Annotated in this window: 21 protein-coding genes and 1 riboswitch; of the genes, 3 read left to right on the top strand and 18 right to left on the bottom strand. The window is 38.0% G+C overall.

What is annotated here, in order from left to right; genetic code table 11:
- Positions 1–139: 139 nt before the first annotated feature.
- The 5 genes from ACFVSW_RS00225 to ACFVSW_RS00205 form a co-directional block, all read right to left on the bottom strand.
- Positions 140–850, bottom strand: a complete 711-nt coding sequence (locus ACFVSW_RS00225) for a potassium channel family protein (protein WP_387310930.1) — start codon at positions 848–850, stop codon at positions 140–142.
- Positions 851–1159: 309 nt separating this feature from the next.
- Positions 1160–1360 carry a hypothetical protein gene (locus ACFVSW_RS00220; protein ID WP_387310928.1) on the bottom strand — a complete coding sequence of 67 codons (201 nt, stop codon included), beginning with the start codon at positions 1358–1360 and terminating at the stop codon, positions 1160–1162.
- 323 nt (positions 1361–1683) lie between these two features.
- The gene (locus ACFVSW_RS00215) at positions 1684–2382 is read right to left on the bottom strand and encodes a hypothetical protein (RefSeq protein ID WP_387310927.1); all 699 of its coding nucleotides are present in this window, start codon (positions 2380–2382) and stop codon (positions 1684–1686) included.
- A 103-nt stretch (positions 2383–2485) separates the two neighbouring features.
- Positions 2486–4291 carry a PrsW family glutamic-type intramembrane protease gene (locus ACFVSW_RS00210; protein WP_387311637.1) on the bottom strand — a complete coding sequence of 602 codons (1806 nt, stop codon included), beginning with the start codon at positions 4289–4291 and terminating at the stop codon, positions 2486–2488.
- A gap of 817 nt (positions 4292–5108) precedes the next feature.
- A complete protein-coding gene (locus ACFVSW_RS00205) occupies positions 5109–5246 on the bottom strand; it encodes a hypothetical protein (protein ID WP_387310924.1) in 138 nt (45 codons plus the stop codon).
- 240 nt (positions 5247–5486) lie between these two features.
- On the opposite strand from ACFVSW_RS00205, the gene ACFVSW_RS00200 reads away from it, so the two are divergent.
- A complete protein-coding gene (locus ACFVSW_RS00200) occupies positions 5487–5819 on the top strand; it encodes a PadR family transcriptional regulator (protein WP_387310922.1) in 333 nt (110 codons plus the stop codon).
- Positions 5816–6367, top strand: a complete 552-nt coding sequence (locus tag ACFVSW_RS00195) for a DUF2812 domain-containing protein (RefSeq protein WP_387310920.1) — start codon at positions 5816–5818, stop codon at positions 6365–6367. Before ACFVSW_RS00200 ends, ACFVSW_RS00195 begins: the two co-directional genes overlap by 4 nt.
- Positions 6368–6494: 127 nt before the next feature.
- On the opposite strand, the gene ACFVSW_RS00190 is transcribed toward ACFVSW_RS00195, so the two are convergent.
- The 8 genes from ACFVSW_RS00190 to ACFVSW_RS00155 form a co-directional block, all read right to left on the bottom strand.
- Complete coding sequence (locus ACFVSW_RS00190; RefSeq protein WP_387310918.1) at positions 6495–7586, bottom strand: threonine aldolase family protein; 1092 nt, start codon at positions 7584–7586, stop codon at positions 6495–6497.
- A gap of 115 nt (positions 7587–7701) precedes the next feature.
- Complete coding sequence (locus ACFVSW_RS00185) at positions 7702–8721, bottom strand: thiazole biosynthesis adenylyltransferase ThiF (protein ID WP_387310915.1); 1020 nt, start codon at positions 8719–8721, stop codon at positions 7702–7704.
- A complete protein-coding gene (locus ACFVSW_RS00180; protein ID WP_387310913.1) occupies positions 8718–9485 on the bottom strand; it encodes a thiazole synthase in 768 nt (255 codons plus the stop codon). The genes ACFVSW_RS00185 and ACFVSW_RS00180 overlap by 4 nt, the downstream gene beginning before the upstream one ends.
- Position 9486: 1 nt before the next feature.
- Positions 9487–9690 (bottom strand): sulfur carrier protein ThiS, encoded by a 204-nt coding sequence (thiS, locus tag ACFVSW_RS00175; RefSeq protein WP_387310911.1) that lies wholly within the window; start codon positions 9688–9690, stop codon positions 9487–9489.
- A 10-nt stretch (positions 9691–9700) separates the two neighbouring features.
- The gene (locus ACFVSW_RS00170) at positions 9701–10597 is read right to left on the bottom strand and encodes an NAD(P)/FAD-dependent oxidoreductase (protein WP_387310909.1); all 897 of its coding nucleotides are present in this window, start codon (positions 10595–10597) and stop codon (positions 9701–9703) included.
- Between the two features lies 1 nt (position 10598).
- A complete protein-coding gene (gene tenI, locus ACFVSW_RS00165) occupies positions 10599–11339 on the bottom strand; it encodes a thiazole tautomerase TenI (RefSeq protein WP_387310907.1) in 741 nt (246 codons plus the stop codon).
- Positions 11340–11448: riboswitch (TPP riboswitch) on the bottom strand.
- A gap of 142 nt (positions 11449–11590) precedes the next feature.
- On the bottom strand, positions 11591–11764 hold the full coding sequence (locus ACFVSW_RS00160; protein ID WP_387310905.1) for a hypothetical protein: 174 nt from the start codon (positions 11762–11764) through the stop codon (positions 11591–11593).
- Positions 11765–11875: 111 nt separating this feature from the next.
- The gene (locus ACFVSW_RS00155; RefSeq protein WP_387310903.1) at positions 11876–12994 is read right to left on the bottom strand and encodes an NAD(P)/FAD-dependent oxidoreductase; all 1119 of its coding nucleotides are present in this window, start codon (positions 12992–12994) and stop codon (positions 11876–11878) included.
- 174 nt (positions 12995–13168) lie between these two features.
- Between ACFVSW_RS00155 and ACFVSW_RS00150 the strand changes: the two genes are divergently transcribed.
- Positions 13169–14311, top strand: a complete 1143-nt coding sequence (locus ACFVSW_RS00150; RefSeq protein WP_387310901.1) for a CAP domain-containing protein — start codon at positions 13169–13171, stop codon at positions 14309–14311.
- A gap of 50 nt (positions 14312–14361) precedes the next feature.
- On the opposite strand, the gene ACFVSW_RS00145 is transcribed toward ACFVSW_RS00150, so the two are convergent.
- From ACFVSW_RS00145 to ACFVSW_RS00125, 5 genes are all read right to left on the bottom strand, one after another.
- The gene (locus ACFVSW_RS00145; protein WP_387310899.1) at positions 14362–14685 is read right to left on the bottom strand and encodes a BC1872 family protein; all 324 of its coding nucleotides are present in this window, start codon (positions 14683–14685) and stop codon (positions 14362–14364) included.
- Positions 14686–15108: 423 nt separating this feature from the next.
- Positions 15109–15579, bottom strand: a complete 471-nt coding sequence (locus ACFVSW_RS00140) for a hypothetical protein (protein WP_387310897.1) — start codon at positions 15577–15579, stop codon at positions 15109–15111.
- A gap of 123 nt (positions 15580–15702) precedes the next feature.
- Entirely contained in the window at positions 15703–16263 is a 561-nt protein-coding gene (locus ACFVSW_RS00135; RefSeq protein ID WP_387310895.1) for a class I SAM-dependent methyltransferase, read from the bottom strand.
- 118 nt (positions 16264–16381) lie between these two features.
- Positions 16382–17629, bottom strand: a complete 1248-nt coding sequence (locus ACFVSW_RS00130) for an aminopeptidase P family protein (protein WP_387310893.1) — start codon at positions 17627–17629, stop codon at positions 16382–16384.
- Positions 17630–17780: 151 nt separating this feature from the next.
- Complete coding sequence (locus ACFVSW_RS00125) at positions 17781–18944, bottom strand: iron-containing alcohol dehydrogenase (protein ID WP_387310891.1); 1164 nt, start codon at positions 18942–18944, stop codon at positions 17781–17783.
- Between the last annotated feature and the right edge of the window lie 81 nt (positions 18945–19025).

Here is a 19025-nt window from a genome sequence, read left to right as displayed (position 1 = left end):
CGAATAATTCGGCTAAAAGATGAAGTTAACAAATTAAAGAACAGCTATTAGATGTACGAACTAAAAAGCGGTCACTATGATATTCATAAGACCGCTTTTTACCTAAAAATTAGGTTCTATATTTTACCATCAAAGGGTTTCATTTTTTGCTTTGTTCTTTTTGATAAGCTTTCAATTGTTCAATCATGACGAGAATCTCTGGTTCCGTAAGAGACGGATAATCATCAATCTTATCCCTTACGTATTTCAATCGTTCAGGCAAGTCCCCTTTTTTATTAGAAAATATCGAAGCTACCGTTCCGGTTACAACCCCAATTAACCCGATCCCAACGAACATAAGTACACTCGCAATTATCCGCCCGACATTTGTTTCAGGATATAAATCTCCATAGCCAACGGTTGTTGTCGTTACCACTGTCCACCATAAAGCATCTCCATAGCTGTGAAAGCTTGGTTCTATCCATGTCATAGGAATCGCAGTTATAAATAATAAAGCAATAACTGTTACAAATAATTTATCTAAGCGATATTTTTCAATCAATAGATCTAAAATCGAATTATTTCTTTTTACTACGAGGATGAGCCTAACTAAGCGAAATAAGCGAATTAAACGGATAGTTCTAAATAGATGATCGAAAGGGATGAGTGCAAGGAGCTCGATTGGATGACTTTTGACAAATCCCCATTTTTCCTTGCTAAAGAAAAACCGAATCACATAATCAGCGGCAAAAAGCCCCCACACAAGCCAGCCTAAAACAAAATCTTCTTTTTTGGGCAAATCAACAATTAAAGAAAAAATAATTATTCCTGCTAATATTAATTCATAAATAAAACCTATCTTTCTTTGCAACTCTTCACCTTCTAACTATTGTTTCACTGACTTCCTCATCTATTTTAAGGGAACAAGTTTGCAGAAAACAAGGAATTAATTTCACATCTATGTCCTTGACAAAAAGGTAATAGGGTCAGTCTACCGTTGAACTAATAGTTCAACAGGGGACTGACCCTACTACCTTTCTTTTTTTCAATTTCTAAACTAGCTATACTAACTTAAAATCGGTGCCTGGCACCCGATGCGCTACCGCTTTAGCACACTGGGTGTCAGGCACCAGACTTCTAGTTTAAAATTTAATTTCTCGATTGTTTAAAACATCTTCATTTAATATCCCCATTCTAAATTTAGTTCTTCATTTAGGTAATAAGCGGCTGTTTCGCCCACAATGGTTTCCATAATCTTGATAATCAAGAAAAAAATTGTGATGACCATAGGAACCTTGTTCAACATATGCTTGCCTCGTACTTCATCAGAAATTGATAAATAGCCACTATTATCTTCTTGACCATCCTTATAATATCCCATTCACCAATCCTTCTTATTTTCTCATGTTATTCCCTGATTCATTTATAAAATTCTTGTTTTATTCCTAAACCTCTTGTTGTAAAACTATAAAATAAAAAAATGAAAATTACATAAAAAAACAAGTTAGACAAGTTTAATTACTAATCTTGTCTAACTTGTGTGCAAAAAATGGTCAGTTAATAATGATTACATCTAATATTTAGCTCATTCTTACACTTTGTTTTTTCTTAATCATCGAATATCCATTTGCACATTAATGATAATTATAATGCTGAATAGAATTATTCAACTATTGTCCTTCCTTATCTAAAATTTAATTGCAACTAAATCTGTGTAAGAACATAGACAAGTGGCTTTAAACGTTCCTTCGTTCCAAAAAAATATATATTATTGGCCAGGAAGAGCTCATAATAATGGTGTTTCGAAGGCTCAGGATTGCCTCGTAATCCTAGTCTGATCTGCGGGGGAGCATCCTGTACGATTTCGAATTTAATATCCTCCATCAATTGCATAAGAAAAAGCATGGGAACAGAAATCTTATAGGTAGCTGGTGTTTCATCTCCCAATAACCAGTTCGGTTGTCCCCCAAGTTTATTATTAGCAATTTTAGGTTCAGAAGTAGATGTTTGTTTCCATCGCTTAAATTGAATTTTTTCTTGGTACGAGTCTCTATATACACCCTTTTTAGTTTCAAAAATATTGCATTTAAAATTTTTCTGATAATCTTCTAAAAAGCCTTCTGGAATATCCACACCTCGTAAAGTATCTTGAAGCATTTCAGGGATAAGATATTCCTCATGAGCACAAGAAGTACATGCAAACACTGCCATAGAAAAACCATGCCAAATATGTTCTTCCGGAAAGGCCACTTGAAAAAAGAAGGTTTGTTCGGCACCGCATAATTGGCACACTGGAATTTCCATTGAAGCAGGTATACAAGGATGACCTCCAATAAATGATAAATCACCTTCCATTTGTTTTTGATTGGAATGATCCTCCATTAATAAATAACTATTATCCATTTCTTTTCATCTCCAGTTTCAATAATTAAAGCTAGTTTACCATTTCCTATTTCTTCGCAATATCATACTTCTGATAAACCTCTAATTCATCATTCAAATTAAATTAAGGGTTTTTGAAAACCCCCGTGATGGTCTCTCCATTAATTCTTACATGATAAAAGATTTCATAAGGTCTTGTGGATCCACTAGCATATTTTGGAACAACACGAACAAAAACGGTTTTACCTGCTTGAACTTCTTCTGCAATCATGCCTTCAAATTGTCTGAATCTCCCTCGATTAATACTCAAGTTTTGCGGGAAAATATTCCCCGAGAACCGTGAACCAAGACCACCAAGATTTTTACCAATTCCATGACCGGCATCGTCTGTCTGTTTTCCAAGCGATCTTACCCATCTTCTTGAGGCATCATTTGTTTCAGTCCCTTTTTTTAGATGACCCTTTTCGATTTTTGCGAAAACAGAACGTAGTTCGCCATTAGTTCCATGCGTAGTACGATAAATGAGTCCTCCTTTAGTTCTAAATTCATGTCTTGTGAGCCCTTTTGTAGTTTTTAATACTTTTGCTGCAGCAATCTTTCCAAAAGGAAAACGTCTTAACCCCAAAGTAAAAATAGTTGCGAGTGCATAATCAGGTGAAAGTAACTTTTTTGGATTCCGGATAATATCTGCTATTTGTTGGCCACTAGCTACAACCCCCATCCCCATTGAAACAGCACCAATAGCCGACCAGACGCCGAGAAAAGGGAATGATAAAGCAAATGCACCAGCAATCATGATTCCTTTTTCCCATCCTGATAGTCGATCCCACCAGTTTTGCAAACCATCAAATAAACAAGCAAAGCAAGCATCCTGGCTGCTGTAAAAACTTTCTCCCCCCCCAAAAACAAGTGCAATTAATATAGTTGCTGCGATGAGAGTTAACGTTTGATAATACTTCTGAACGTTTGTAACCAGAACAGGTAAACGTTTTTTTGCTTCTGCATTTCCATATATAATGGTAAAACCGAGTTCCCTTCGTTCACGATAAAAAAACATCAAATAACCAAATCGCTGGTTATCCTTTATTAGAGCACTGGTTAAATTCCATAATTCAGAAAAAGGATTTATCACTTTTTCTGAAGCAAGTAAAGGAATTTTCTCCCGTACAAAGTTCAGTTTCCAATAATCAATAAGCAAGGCAGCAATCAGCATTAGTAAGAAAGTTGGTTTCGCAGCATAACCGCTCCCTAGCAAATGATGAATACCTTTGAGCCATTTGGGTGCCTGAAAGCTCGCGTTCCATAAGATATGATCAAAAATGGCCATAAATAAAAGGAATCCTGGAAGAATATAGATATAATTCGTAAACCTCTCTTTATATCTCACAGCTATTCCGATCCCTAGCGCAATCATAGCCGTCAGTAGCGCATGCCCCGCTGACATTCGCGTGGGAAAAAAACTTTCCTCAAAATAGCCCGGAAATAAGGTGGACAAATCCCAATGAATGACCTTCCCCCCTAGGAAAGTAACCCCGTAATTTCCTCCATAAATTAATCGGCGGCCTGTTTCCTCTAAAAATTGAAAACCAGCCCCAGATGCAGCTCCTATAAGTGCATAATCACTTAAGCTTAGGGATGTGGCGCGGCGTGATAAAAAAAGATAGACTCCAAGCGGAATTAATTTCAATACTTCTTCTGCAATTGGCGTTAAAAAAGCTTGGCTCCACACACCTGAAGCTTGACCTCCGAAAACTATAGTTATCGAAAGAACGATAACTGAATTCAGCGGCACAATTAGCCATGAAGCAGCCAGAAAGAAATAGGTATATTGTTTCCAAGCTAAAGTTTTACTGCGACATAGAAACCAAAATTGGACAATTACATAAAATGACCAAAAAAATTGAACGAATATCTTCCTTGAGTCCTCCATGAAGATCAAACTGATCAGGAAAGCAATTAAAGATACCCAGGAAAAAATATTATAAATACGAATAATGAATGGATGTTTATGGATCCATTCTGTCCAAATTTGAAACAGGGACTCCAATTTCGTCCTTAATTTTAGTCTAGTGTTTTCGATCCTACCTGTCATTCCTCTTCACTCCAAAACAAAAGTTTGGTAAGCAAGTTTAGATTAGAAGGTGAACGAATGATGTTGGGATAGTCTGCTTACAGTTTCATACTATACCTTGTAACGTTTGTCGTTGGAATAGGTCGAATATTACAAATTTACAAAAAGGAATTCTAGGTTACATTTTTTATGAAGTGACGCCTCCTTAAAGAGTTTTTGACATAATGAAATTCTCTGACATACATACGTCAAGCTTTATTGGGGATTAGCTTAAGTAAATTACTCCATCTACTTTCCAGAAAAACCATAAAATTCTTCCATAGGTTTTATATGAGCGGGGCGACATAAACTACATGTCGAGAAAATTTTTGAACGCTCATATTTTGCCCCATTTGCTTATTTACGGCGGATCATTTCGGATGTTGTAAATATGAAGAAGCTGATTAGCTGTTCTTTGAATTATTCATGAAATAAATATTGATATTTTAAGAACGAACTATTCATATTAACTTGTAAAAACCTTTTTTTACGGTGTTTTGGGGGAAAATGGGGTCAGTCCCCCGGTGCGCCACAGCCTTAGTACACCGGGGGATTGACCCTTTTCATAAAAGAAAAAAACCATCTTTCTATGTATCATAACAAAAAAGATAGTTTTACTATTTTGAGATTTTTTCTGTTATTGTTTTTTGACAGGAGTCACTACTGCATATAAATTTTCGGTTGGGTCTGATACATTAAATTCAATAATTTTATAGCCACTATCTCCATCTTTGTACTCATTTTTCCCTGTGGTAATGATTTGAATGTTATTCATATTCATCCTTCTTTCCTAAGATTTCTCACACAGAAGTTAATATATGATGGAAGTTAAAATATGTGATTAAAATTTTTACAAATTAATTATTTTTAAATTCCTCACCTGATTATCAACATATAAACCCGTTAGACCGTCAATGAAAAAATATTGAAACAAATGTTGAAATTTATATCAGCAGCCGATATAATATACCTGTGAACGATATATCGTCAAACGTAATAGTTTAGGAGTGAGTAAATGGCTGAAAATATGGAACACAGTGCACTGACAGAAGCAGTTTATTATATTCTTTTGTCCCTTTATAAGCCGATGCACGGCTATGGCATCATGCAGAACATTAAAGAATTAAGCAATGGACGTGTCACACTGGGAGCTGGCACTATGTATGGGGCGATTAATACCTTACTGGAAAAAGGCTGGATACAACCAGTAGCCGCTTATGAAGAAAAATCACGTAAAAAGGAATATCTAATTACTGAACTCGGAAAAGAGACTATTATGCTCGAAATATTAAGGTTAAACGAACTCCTGAAAAATGGAAACAAAATAACAGGAGGTGGATTGTCATGAAGCGTGTTATCAGAAAAATCTTTGTAGATTTTGAAAAGGAAGAAAAATTTTTAAATGAAATGTCAGCAAACGGACTGGCTTTAACAAAATATTCCTTTAGTAAATATGTTTTTGAGGATGCCCCCAAGGGTGAATACATTTACAGGCTTGAATTGCTTGAACACCCAGTCGATCATCTAGAAAGTCAGGAGTATATTCAATTTATGGAGGAAATGGGCGCAGAGCATGTTACCTCTTATCATCGGTGGGTTTATTTCAGAAAAAAAGCGGCAGATGGTGAATTCACCATCTACTCCGACAATGATTCCAAATTAAAGCACTATAAACGAATCATGCTATTATTCTGGTTTGTCATCGGATTAAACATGTTTATCGGACTGCTCAATTTGTTTTTGGGCAATTTGATATCTTCTACAGGCCGTCCACCAATTAATAGCTATCTATCTATTGTCTCATTTTCATTCGTTGTGCTGCTTCTCTTATTTTTGGTCATACCTTTGCGGAAAAAAATTGATAAATTGGAGAATGAAAAGAAAATTAGAGAATAAGAAAAAAAGTGCCAGGCACCATACAATTTTCCGGTTGGACCCTGGCACTTTTGGTATTTATATTGTTTTTACATCCCAGCTTCAATTTCATTTCCAGGACCAAATCCTTTTCAGCTTTCGGACATTTTTATCGTTTTTTCATCTTCTCATCCAGTAAGTTAAACACTTCGATTAATTGTTCACGCCGAAGATTCGTATATAAATCACCAACGCTTACTTCAAAATAACTGGTAGAGTTTGCTACTTCTCTTACATAGCTGGATAAGCCGATGCCCGATTCCTGACAGATTTCTGCTAAAATCCGTTCCATATCCTCTTTCGGTGTATCAAAATGGACATGAAACATATTAGAGACAGGCACCTGCGGTTTGGTTGAAACAGCGTAACATTGATTATAGAATTGAGCGAGTTCTTTTGCTCCTTCATAATACTCTTTCATTTTGCCATTCCGTTTTTCAAAGTAATAGTCTGCGCTTAGGAAATAGGGATATAGACTGATTAAATCTCCCCCATGACGTCGTTTCCATACTTTTGATTTCTCAGTAAAGGCTTCATCCCCCGCAAGAATGGCTCCGGCAATCCCGCCGATACCTTTATAAAAAGAAATATAGACACTATCAAACAAACTGCAAACTTCCGCGGCCGACTTTTCGTAATACGGCAGAATTTCAAAGAGCCGTGCACCGTCCAAATGTAATTTGATTCCTTTTTCTTTACAATAAGCGGCGATTGCTTTAAGCGTTTTATATTCAGGGAGCTGTCCGCCAATCTCCCGTTGCGGCAATTCCAGCAATAGACAGGCGACTTCTTCCTTCATTCCCGTCACGTCATCGTATTCAATCACTCTGTTTTTATCTGCCAGTAAAATGGATTCAATTTGATGCAATTCTTTTAACCCATCTTCCTCATGAATCTCCAAATGGCTCAACGGGTGATAGGCTACCTTTCTTATCCCTTTTTGATCACACCAAATGCGCAGGGCGATTTGCTGGGCCATCGTCCCGCTCGGAAAAAACACCGCCGACTCTTTCCCTAAAATTGCGGCCATTTTCTCCTCGAAGTCTTCGATTATTTTTCCCTTCCCATACATCTCGCTTTCCAGTTGTCCTTCCAAGTCGTTGAATACCTCTTTTAGAACCTGAACATTTCTAGCGCCATGACCATTCACTTGATATTTTGTTTGTTTAAACGCATCTAGCAAACTATTCTTATCGCTCATTATTCCCGCTCCCTTCAAAACTAAAGCCTTTGTATCTTTATCCTAATTCTACTATACCAGCTTGAAAATATGGAACAACCGCTACCTCCATGGAGCAGCGGTTGTTTCGTAGTGATTAGCCCAAGTATCGATGGTATAGCGCCTTTGCTTCGGAAATATCCTTCGTTCCGTGCACTAGTACCCTTCCGTCTTTAAAAAGTACTAAGCGGTGGGAATTCTCCGTATATGATAGAAGGTAAGGATTTCGCTGGATAGTCCCCCTCTGTTTCGCCAATATTTTTTCTAACGCTTCCAAATCACGCACGGTTGGAATGGAGGGACGGATCTGAACAGAATCCCTGCCACATAGTACTGCTGTTTTTGTTTGATTTTCAAATGATATATAAGGATAGGAACGTTGGATCCCGCAAGAGGGACAATCCCCTTTTTTCAATTTATCTACTTGTATCGCTCTATTTTGGTTTTTCCATAAATCAAAGGAAACGAGTTTGTTTCGTAATGAATCGAAATCGCCGACTAAAATTTTCAATGCTTCACTTACTTGGTAAGAAACAACCATGTGAACAGCAGGACTAATAATTCCAGCTGTGTCACAGGTTAATCCGCCTAGAGGAACTGTTTCTATTAAACAAGAAAAGCAAGGTGTTTTTTCAGGAATAATTGTGTAGGAGATGCCGTAGCTTCCAACGCAAGCCCCGTAAATCCACGGGACACCCACCTTTTGGGATACATCGTTTATGATCATTCTTGTTTCGAAATTATCCGTTGCATCAATTATTAGATCCACTTTTTTAGCCCAGTCTTCTAGCTCTATAGCTGAGGCATCCGCAATGATTGCCTCAATTGCCACCGAAGAGTTAATGGCTGCTAAGCGATATTGGGACCCTATGACTTTGGGAATTCGGTTTTTGGCATCTTCTTCTGAATATAACTGCTGCCGTTGCAAATTGCTCCATTCCACATAATCACGGTCAACAATCGTTAGTTTACCAATTCCGGCGCGGACGAGTGCCTCAGCACTTCCAGTTCCGAGTGCTCCCATTCCTATTATAAGTACATGCTTTTTAGAAATCTGTTTCTGACCGTCTTTTCCAATGGGGGAAAATAGTTCTTGACGTGAATACCGATTATTCACCCGATACTCATTCCTTCCTTTGGACTGCTTGCTGTCGCATATTTCTTTTTCTCGATTCTTCCTGCATCATAGCCTAATCGTCCAGCTTCAATCGCCAGCTTCATTGCTTTCGCCATTTTTATCGGGTCCTTTGCCGCGGACACTGCCGTATTTAATAACACACCATCTGCTCCTAATTCCATCGCCAAAGCAGCATCGGCTGGAGAGCCAATACCGGCATCCACAATAACAGGCACGACGGCTTGTTCGATAATAAAGCTAAGGTTTACGGGATTGATGATACCTTGACCAGATCCTATTGGCGATGCCCCTGGCATGACGGCATGACAGCCCGCTTCTTGAAGCTTTCTTGCCAAAACCACGTCATCGGATGTATAAGGGAGAACAATAAATCCTTCCTTCACTAATTCTTCTGTAACTTTTAGCGTTTCAATTGGGTCAGGAAGTAATGTTTGATCACAGCCAATCACTTCGACTTTAATCATATCGCATAGGCCTGAAGCCTTTGCAAGTTTGGCGATCCGGACAGCTTCTGCTGCTGTTTTGGCTCCGGCTGTATTTGGCAAAAGTGTAAATTTATTAGTGTCCAGAAGTTCTAAAAAATTCGGCTGGCTAGCTTCAAAAATATTCATTCGTCTAATCGCAAATGTGAGGATTTCTGCTTGGGACACTTCCACTGCTTCCTTTTGAATTTCAAAGCTTGGATACTTGCCCGTTCCCAGCAACAAACGAGATTGAAAGGATAATGGACCTATTTTTAACATATTAACCGCCTCCTACAAAATGGACTATTTCAATTCGATCTTTATCTGATAATCTAGTGCTTTGGTGTTCTAACCTAGTTAATATTTCGCCGTTTACTTCCACGACAACTACCTTATCCTGGATTTCATAATGTTTGAGCACATCTGAAATAAATACGACATGGTCTGGTATTTGAATCAACTCGCCATTTAATACGATCTCCATGGTGTACCTCCTAACTAACTATTTCTTTCTTTCTCTCTAAGTGAAATGCTGAGAGCAAAGGTTGATCCAGCATTCTACCTGCTAATAGGTCCGCTACTAGTTGCCCTGTAATGGCACTTAATAAAATCCCATTTCGTTTCGGGACTAGATAACATCGTTTGTCGGAAAAAATTGTCGTGTTGATCATCGGCTTTTCCGTTCTGACGGAAAAGCATTCTCCTTTAACAGGATAAACATCAATGTCCATCCCGGTTTCACTCATTAATTTTGCAGCCCAAGCTCCGGTGGCGACGACAACTTGTTCACTATGTATGACTCCATTGGTAGTTTTAACCCCTTTAACCTGACCGTTTTCATAAACGAAAGAAACGACCTCAGTATGTTCACGAATTTCTGCTCCAAAATATTCAGCTGCTTTTGCAAACGCTTTTGTCAACTTTGCTGGATGCACATGCCCATCGTTAGGGAGATACATCCCTCCTGAAACACTTGGTGATAAAGACGGTTCCATTTCACGTATTTCCTTAGTGTTAAGCCATGTTATAGTTGGATCCCAATTCCTTTGAAAGATGACCTGCTTTTTTACTTCGAATGCTAGTTGCTCCGTTTCGGCGATTTTTAACATTCCTTTATTTACATACTCGATATCAATTCCAGTGTATTCAAATAACTCACTTGAGAGAGTCGCAAACATTGCCTGGCTTTTTAAAGCTAACTGGAATAAAGGACCATCTTGTTCAATCTCCGCTTGTGCTGCCAGCATTCCAGCAGCCGCACTTGACGCTTGGCAAGCCAATCGGCCCTTCTCAATTATGATTACTTTTCTTCCCATTTTTGATAGCTGATAGGCTATTGAGGATCCGTTAACTCCTCCTCCGATTATGGCAACATCAAATAAATTTCCCACCTTATCCACCTCCATCTTTTAATACATTTATATAGGACTTTACTGCTTTTAGTGGATCGTCAGCTTCTAAAACCCCCGACATGACAGCGACCCCTTTTGCTCCTGCCTGAAGTACCTGCCCCGTATTCTTAGCTGTTATGCCTCCGATAGCAATAACTGGAATGTCCAATTGTGTTAGCCTTGATAATTCCTCCAACCCTTTAGGGCCCATACCTGGTTTTGATTGAGAAGGAAAGACATGGCCGTAAATCACGTAATCTGCGCCCTTCTCTTTTGCTTCAAGTCCTTCTCTGTAGGAGTGGATTGAACTACCTATCATGAGCTGTGGGAAATATTCTTTAACAATGGCTGTATCTAAACTATGAAAGGCTAATTGGACTCCTCGGGCCCTTGTAACCAGGGCAACATCCAGCCGATCATTAATAATAATCTTTGAAGGTGGGATGTTTACATTTATTAAAAGCTTGACTGCTTGAAATAGTTCCTTTGCTGTTTTTTGTTTTTCTCGTAAGTGGATTGCGGTTACATATGGGTGAATATCGGTAACTATTTCACGAAGCTTCTCAATCGGCATTTTACCGTTTGAAATAATATGTAACTCTTTATCTTTTACACTAGTTAATATACAAGTCACCCCTTTAAGAAGATTCCGCTTTGTTCGATTGAAGTGAAAAACAAAAAAACCACTTTCTTTGATTAAGAAAGTGGTTGAAAATTTGAAATAAAAACATTTGATCTTCAAATATCATGGTTCCCACTTCCCTACGCTGGTATTACCCAGATCAGGTTCATAGAGTCCTGAAGTAGCACTTCAATCTCAGCCTTTTAAAAAGGCACCTCTAGCGGATAAACTTCACCTATTATGTTGTTATAATATCCTCACATGGTTAATGTTAACACCTTCATTAGAAATGTCAAATGGTTTTTTATTGCTCAAAATAGTAAAAAGAAAACCAACTTTATTTATTAGGAAAAGGTTACACTTTTTTTCTTTCATTCGGCGAACATGATTTTTATTTCATTTTCAGCCTCAATCATTCTTCCGAAGCGGTATCCTTCAACCAATACATGGCGCTCATGGTCATTTAAGCGCCGGTCCCATTTCGTTTCAAGATAAAGTATCACTTCGTTATAAAAAATGTCGGGATATTCAAAAGGTTCATTCATGAATGGATCACCTCACCGTCAAATAAACTTCATCCTCCACCATCCTGTCCAATTTTTTTCATTTTAATTACCGTTTTTTTCGACCTCTAATAGCGGTCGTTTTCTCAAAAATTAACCCCCTAGCGCTCCAGCAACATCATAGCTACTAAAGTCAATTTCTGTTTCTTTTCCTAACACTAGTTTTGCCAGTTCCGCACCGAGATAAGGGCCACTTGTTAACCCAGATGCCCCCAATCCATTTGCTAGAAAAATCCCTTCATAATTTGGCAAAGCTCCTGCCACTGGAAGAAAGTGCGGGGCAACCGGGCGGAAACCTACCCTTGTTTCAACAAAGGTGCTATTCGCTAAACCGGGAGCTGTTTCTAATACTTTGCCTAAAATCTCATTCACTCCGCCAGCGGTTACGCGGGGATCAAATCCAGCCTCGTTTTCGTGTGTTGAACCGACGATTACACGTCCATTGTCAAGTGTGAGCAGATATTGGTTATTAGGCGGCATGACAACCGGCCAAGAGCCAGTATCTGTTTCAGGCATTTCCAGATGAACAATTTGCGCTTTTTGCGGTTTTATTAAAAAATCAACACATAATGGCTGGAGAAGTTCATTTCCCCATGCCCCTGCGGTAACAATCACCTGATCAGCAAACAGCGTTTTATCCTCAAGTTTAATTCCAATCACACGATTTTGTTTAATAACAAGGGACGCATTCCCTTTCAGAAAAGTAACCCCATGCTTTATGGAGGCACGAATCAATGCTTTACACAATGCTCTTCCATTTACGCGTGCACCGCCGCTAACGTAAACAGAGCCAAATTCCTCCGATAACGGCGGAAAAAGTTCTTTTGTTTCTATAGGCGATAAAATCCTAATCTCGCCAATTTCAGTTGCATCCTCCCGACGGTTTCGTGCTCGTTCTGCCATTTGTTCTAGTTTATGAAAATCAGTATGAAGGCTTAACGCCCCTACCCGTTTATAACCTGTATCTTGTTCTCCGTTTGCTTCTAATTGCTCAATTAACTCCGGATAGTAACGAGCCCCGCCTTTTGCTAACCTGTACCATGCTTGATTTCGCCTCTGCGAAAGCCATGGACAAACAATTCCGGCAGCTGCAGCTGTAGCCTGTCCTATGTCCTCGCGATCCACTAAGATTACCTCAGCATTTTGTTTTGCAAGATGATAGGCCGTAGATGCACCGAGAATTCCTGCACCAATAATGATTATTTTTTGCATAGTACACCTATTTCCTTGTATAATAGACTCCACTTTTCACCTTCATCATATAATAAACCAGTTCTCTTCGCGAAAAAAATGATTCCATCTGTTTATTTTTATTCATTATAAGCATATTGCTTATACATTTTAACTAGATTGGTTACAATTCTAATAGAAATGGAGGAAACGGTTATGATGCGTTTTTTTTCAATCCTAGCATTATTGTTTATATTATATGTTTCTGGACCTTTTATTAAACAAAAGATAGAAAACTCCGATTACGGACCGGCAATTGGTCAAGTCGAATCTAAAATAAATGACGTCAAAGATAACCCAGAAGTTCTTGCTGCCATTAATACTTTATCTGAAAAAATTCAACAATTATGGGAACAGCTTAATCTTAAGTTAAAAGATTTACCGCAATCACAACAAAAGGAAAAACCGGCAGATAGAGAAAAATTAGCGTTAAAAACCCCGGTTGGACAAGTCTTTTCTATTCATAATGTTGAACTTGGTGAGACTAAAGAAAATATTGAACACAATTTAGGTCAGGCGAACCGTGCCTCCCTTAACGAATATGGGGCTAAATGGTATACCTACCACGACAATTATCGAGATTTTTTTATGGTAATGTATGATGAAAAAGGTAAAGCAGCAGGCCTTTACACAAACCAGGATTTAATTGCGTCTGCAAAGGGGATCAAGTTAGGAAGCTCGAAAGACAGTGTTCGAGCAACATTGGGGGAACCACTGACCAAAATTCAAAAAGGTTTGATGATCTATCAATTACAGGAAAATAGCGACAATGATGTGTTCTTGCTTGATGATGTTTATGTAACTATTTTTTACGATAAACACGAGAACAATACGGTTACAGCAATGCAATTAATCAATAAAGACACGGAACAAAAGAAACGTGAACTTTACACCGCGGCAAGTCCGGTTTTGAAAGAAGGATTTGAATACCAGTTATTCGATTTAACGAATGCTGCACGCGTTGAACACGGGCTCCCCATCCTAACATGGGATAACGATGTCAAAGAAACAGCCCGCAAACATAGCACGGATATGGCAGTCAATCAGTATTTTGATCATACAAATCGTAAAGGTCAATCACCATTTGATCGGATGAAAGAGGATCATATCATCTTTCATTTGGCCGGGGAGAACCTTGCTTATGGACAATTTAGCAGCATCTTTGCCCATGAAGGTTTAATGAACTCACTTGGCCACCGTGAAAATATATTGCGTGATGGATATAAATATTTAGGAGTAGGCGTTGCCTTTAATGATCAATCACAGCCCTACTATACAGAAAACTTTTATGCAAAATAAAAAGGTGCTAGGAACCATCCGAATGCTGGATAATTCCTGGCACTATTTTTTTAACATAATTTCTGCCATATTCTTGTGTGATCAGGGATGGAACTTAGTTCGACGATTGAGTAGGCGGCATTCGTAATTGCTTGTGCCAACGTCTCCCCAGTTGAACAAATATCATTAAAGCAAACCTTAGAAAACCCTTTAATTGTATAAGTAAATCCTAATTCTTCTAATCGCTCAACAATTAGCATTGCATGTTCAAGGTTTTTCTCTGGTTGAAACTCAGACTCATGAATGAAAATCCCCTTTTCATAATCATACCAACGATCCCATCTATTTAACTTCCAACCTAATATTCTCCGTGCAATCGAGTCGATTTTTATCATGCTCTCTTCTCCTTTATTTTATCATTTAGTAAATTCAAATTGTTATACAACAGATATATTATTATATCGCAATTATATAACAGTGTGATAAAAATTTCCAGTACTTTTTATTAAAATTTTTGAAATACAACCTGATTTACAGGATATCATTGACAAAAACGACTTTCACTGATATATGGCAGTTAGTAATTAAGGAGAGTTTTTTTATTCAAAAAAAAAACGCCATTTACTGACGTTTTTTTGGTACTTGGACTCTCACTCGGAATTTTTACTGCAGCGCTTGTCTGGCTGCTTGAATGGGGATTTCAATTGAAGCTGTAATAGATGTAATACATCTGAGGAGTTTCTGCTTATTTAAACATGGATATCGTTCCTATTGTTTTCCCCACTTTTTTCACTATGCTATTCAGTGTTAATTAGATGCTAGGAAAGCCCCAATGTTTTTTGAACTCTTAAGATACTTTTCTTATTATTCCATGTCTCTTCTTTTAATATTTCGATGCTGTCTTCTTGGTTCTTTAATTGTTCTTTCATTTCGCCAAAATCTTTAGCGTTTTGAAGTTTCATTTCACTTATTTCTGCCTTTAAAAATTCTTGTCCTGTTCTCAAGGCGCTTAAGATTCTACCATGTTCTTTAAAGGTTTCACTATGGCTATCTAAGATACCGCGATACGATTTCAAAATTTCACCATGGTCTTTCAAAATTTCGCCATGCTCTTTTAAAATTCCACTGTGCTCATTCAAAATTCCGCTGTGCTCATTCAAAATTCCACTGTGCTCATTCAAAATTCCGCTGTGCTCATTCAAAATTCCGCTGTGCTCATTTAACGTACCACCTAAACGATCTAGCTTATTATTCATTTCCTGTAATAGGGTAAAAATCTGCTTCTCCATTTATATCACCTCCGTTTCATTGCCAATATTATACCACTTAATATCAGTTTCTGCTTAATATATTATGAAATGTGTCGAAAGAGAAAAAAGTGTCAGATCGTGCATAAAACCTATTTGTCAATTTTAATATTTCCGACAAAATATAGTTTGCCGCCCTTCTTGTTCATTTTCCTCATAAAAAAGAACATTCCACTCTGCAAATTCGGCCAGCAGCTCTCCTGATTGTAGTTTATATTGATTGGATACTCCTTGATTTTCATGCTTTGGTGACATATAAAAGGTTTCCATGAAGAAATACCCATTCTCTTTAATAATCGACTTAACTAATGGAAATAGAGACCTATCAAGATAATTCGTGATAACAACTAAACTAATAGAATTCTTTTGCAAATTAAGGTTGGTTATTTCCGTAAGATCGCATAACTGAGGATAAATTGCGAGCTTTTGCTTTACTGCTATTTCCTTGAGATAGTTGACAGCCACATCAGATATATCGATTGCCCGCACTTGAAAGTTTAATCGTGCCAGGAACAGGCTGTTTCCACCAAGACCACAAGCAAGATCAACAGCTTGCCCTCCCGGCAAATAAGAAGAAAGGTTCTCTAATCTGGCATTCGGTGCAGGTTCTTCCAGTTGATTTATCCGTTCTTTGTGTTTTTGATTCCATTTAATTCTAGGATCCATTTGGACACCACTCCTGTAAATTAATAAAGGGAATCTCCTCTTAAAAAAAGAGATCCCCTTATTAAAATAATGTACCTCTTACTCGATTTGTTAAATGTAAGAAAGGTTGACGATATTCTTATTGTTGATTCATAAATGCTTCTATTTCTTCAACAGACCGGAAAATATCCTTGGAAAGTACCTCGTGGCCTTCTTCGGTGACTAACACATCATCTTCAATTCGGATTCCGATTCCTTCATCCTCAATATATAAGCCCGGCTCAACTGTTAACACCATTCCAGGTTGTAGGATTAAATCCTTATAGCTGCCAACATCGTGGGTATCTAACCCAAGAAAGTGGCTGACACCATGATAGTAATAATTTCCGATTTCACTTTCTTCCTTCATCAATCCAACTTTGATGCACTCTTCGGCTAAAACCTTCTTTGTCTGCTCATTCAGTTTTGCAAATGGGACACCCGGTTTTATCAGTGCTGTCGTTTCTCTGAGTGCTTTTAAAACAATGTTGTAGAATGTTTTTTGTTTTTCAGTAAACGTACCATTTGCCGGAAAGGTATAGCTTATATCCGCATTGTAATAGTTGTATTGGGCACCTAAATCAAGCAGAACAAGACTCTCTTCCTCAATTTTCGCATCATTTTTGTCATAATGAAGAATCGTCCCATTTTTCCCGCTTGCGACAATTGTTGGGAAAGCATAATGTTTTACACCTTCTGACTTAAGTGTAAAATCAAAATAAGCCTCAAGTTGATATTCTTTCGTTGCAGTTTTCGCATGACTCATAAGGTTTTTTATACCTTTATAGGTAATATCAATTGCTTTTTTGATCTTTTCGATTTCTTCTGGTGTTTTACAAACGCGCAGTTCACAAATTTCCGGATAAACATTTTTCATTTGCAGGTATGGGTAATTCGCCTGGATTTTAGTTGCAAATTGTTGTGCCTTCGTCGTTATTTGATCTAGCTCTCTTCTTTCAAGATCTAAATAGGTATTCGAAAGTGAATTAGTAAATAGGATTCGAGATAAAAATGGTTCAAATTGTTCGATAAATTGGATATTCCCGATCCCGGAAACTTCGGCAGCCTCTTCTTTTGAGATAGATTTACCAATCCATTTTTCTATTACAGGATCTGATTTTTCGATAAAAAGATATTCTTCTACCTGATTATTTGTTTTATAGGCTAAAAAGATAAGATTTGGTTCGTCAATTCCTGTTATGTAATAAAAATTTCGATTTGGCACAAATCCGTAGGCCTCATCTGCCGATTTTTGCGGAGCCTTTCCAGCAAACAAAACAAGCAGTGAACGGTCTTCAAGCTTCTCATATAAACGATTACGATTATTTACGTAAAAATCCTTACGCATTTCATTACCTCACTTCTAAATATTTTAAGTTACTGGTTTAACTATACTATACTATTAATCATCGAAATATTATAAATTTTTTTATCAAGCGATTGATCACAAAAAAAACCTCGCTACATTCAAATTTATGTATGCGAGGCTTTTTGCATGGTTATTTTGCTATTTGATATATTTGATAGACATCGGCCTCATATAACTTGATAAAGTTGCCTAATGGACCGTTTTCTGTTGCCTTTTTAGCCATTTCCTCTAGGTGTTCTTCACCAATTTCAGCCTCTTTAAGGGTAATCGGCATGCCAATTGACTTAAAGAATTCTTCTGTTTTCTTAATCCCGGCTAAGGCGGTTTTTTCTAAATTGTTCATATCAATTTCGATATTCCATACTCGGTTGGCAAATTGGACAAAACGATTGACGTCATGTTTATAAACATACTTCATCCACGCCGGAAAAATAATCGCTAAACCGGCTCCATGTGCAATATCGTAAATACCGCTTATTTCATGCTCGATATCGTGGCTTCCCCAATCACCAATTCTTCCAGTCCCTAACAAATCATTATGAGCAATTGTCCCAGACCACATAATCTCAGCTCTTGCATCATAATTTGTTGGCTCGTCTAAAACAGTATGGGCATTATGGATGATCGCTCTTAAAGCAGCTTCACATAAGCGGTCAGTTAGATCCACATTCTTTTCATTAGTAAAGTATCTTTCTAAAATATGTGCCATCATATCGGTAATACCACAGGCAGTTTGATAGGCAGGCAATGTATATGAAAGCTCCGGATTTAGGATGGCGAACTGAGGCCTCATTGTATTATGTCCTGATGATTTCTTATACCAGCCATCCTCGTTCGTAATAACAGTGCCTGAACTCGATTCACTGCCGGCCGCTGGGATCGTCAGCACCACACCAATTGGCAAACACTCGGTAACAGCTGCTTTCCCGGTAAAGAAGTCCCAAACATCCCCGTCATACTTTGTTCCGGCTGCAATCGCCTTGGCAGAATCAATCACACTCCCGCCGCCTATAGCGAGAATAAAGTTGATATCATGCTCCTTACAAAGGGCAATACCTTCTCGAACTAGGCTTACTCGAGGATTGGGCTGAACTCCGCCTAACTCAATGATTTCAATTCCCTGGTCCTGTAGTGACTTTACAACCGTGTCATATAAGCCGCTTTGTTTAATGCGGCCCCCGCCGTAATGCAGAAGAAGCTTTTTCCCGTAAACAACGGCTTCTTGCCCGACTAAATGCTCTTTTTCCTTGCCAAATATAATCTTTGTACTGTTTTGAAAAATAAAATCCTGCATACTAACACCCCCAATTCTATCTTAAACCATTATGCGAAAAAAAACACTATTCACTAGGCTTTGTGAGCATAGAATCTAGAG

It is taken from the genome of Neobacillus sp. NPDC058068 (assembly GCF_042885335.1).
Lineage (GTDB): Bacteria > Bacillota > Bacilli > Bacillales > Cytobacillaceae > Neobacillus.
This window is presented reverse-complemented; position numbering and strand designations above follow the sequence as displayed.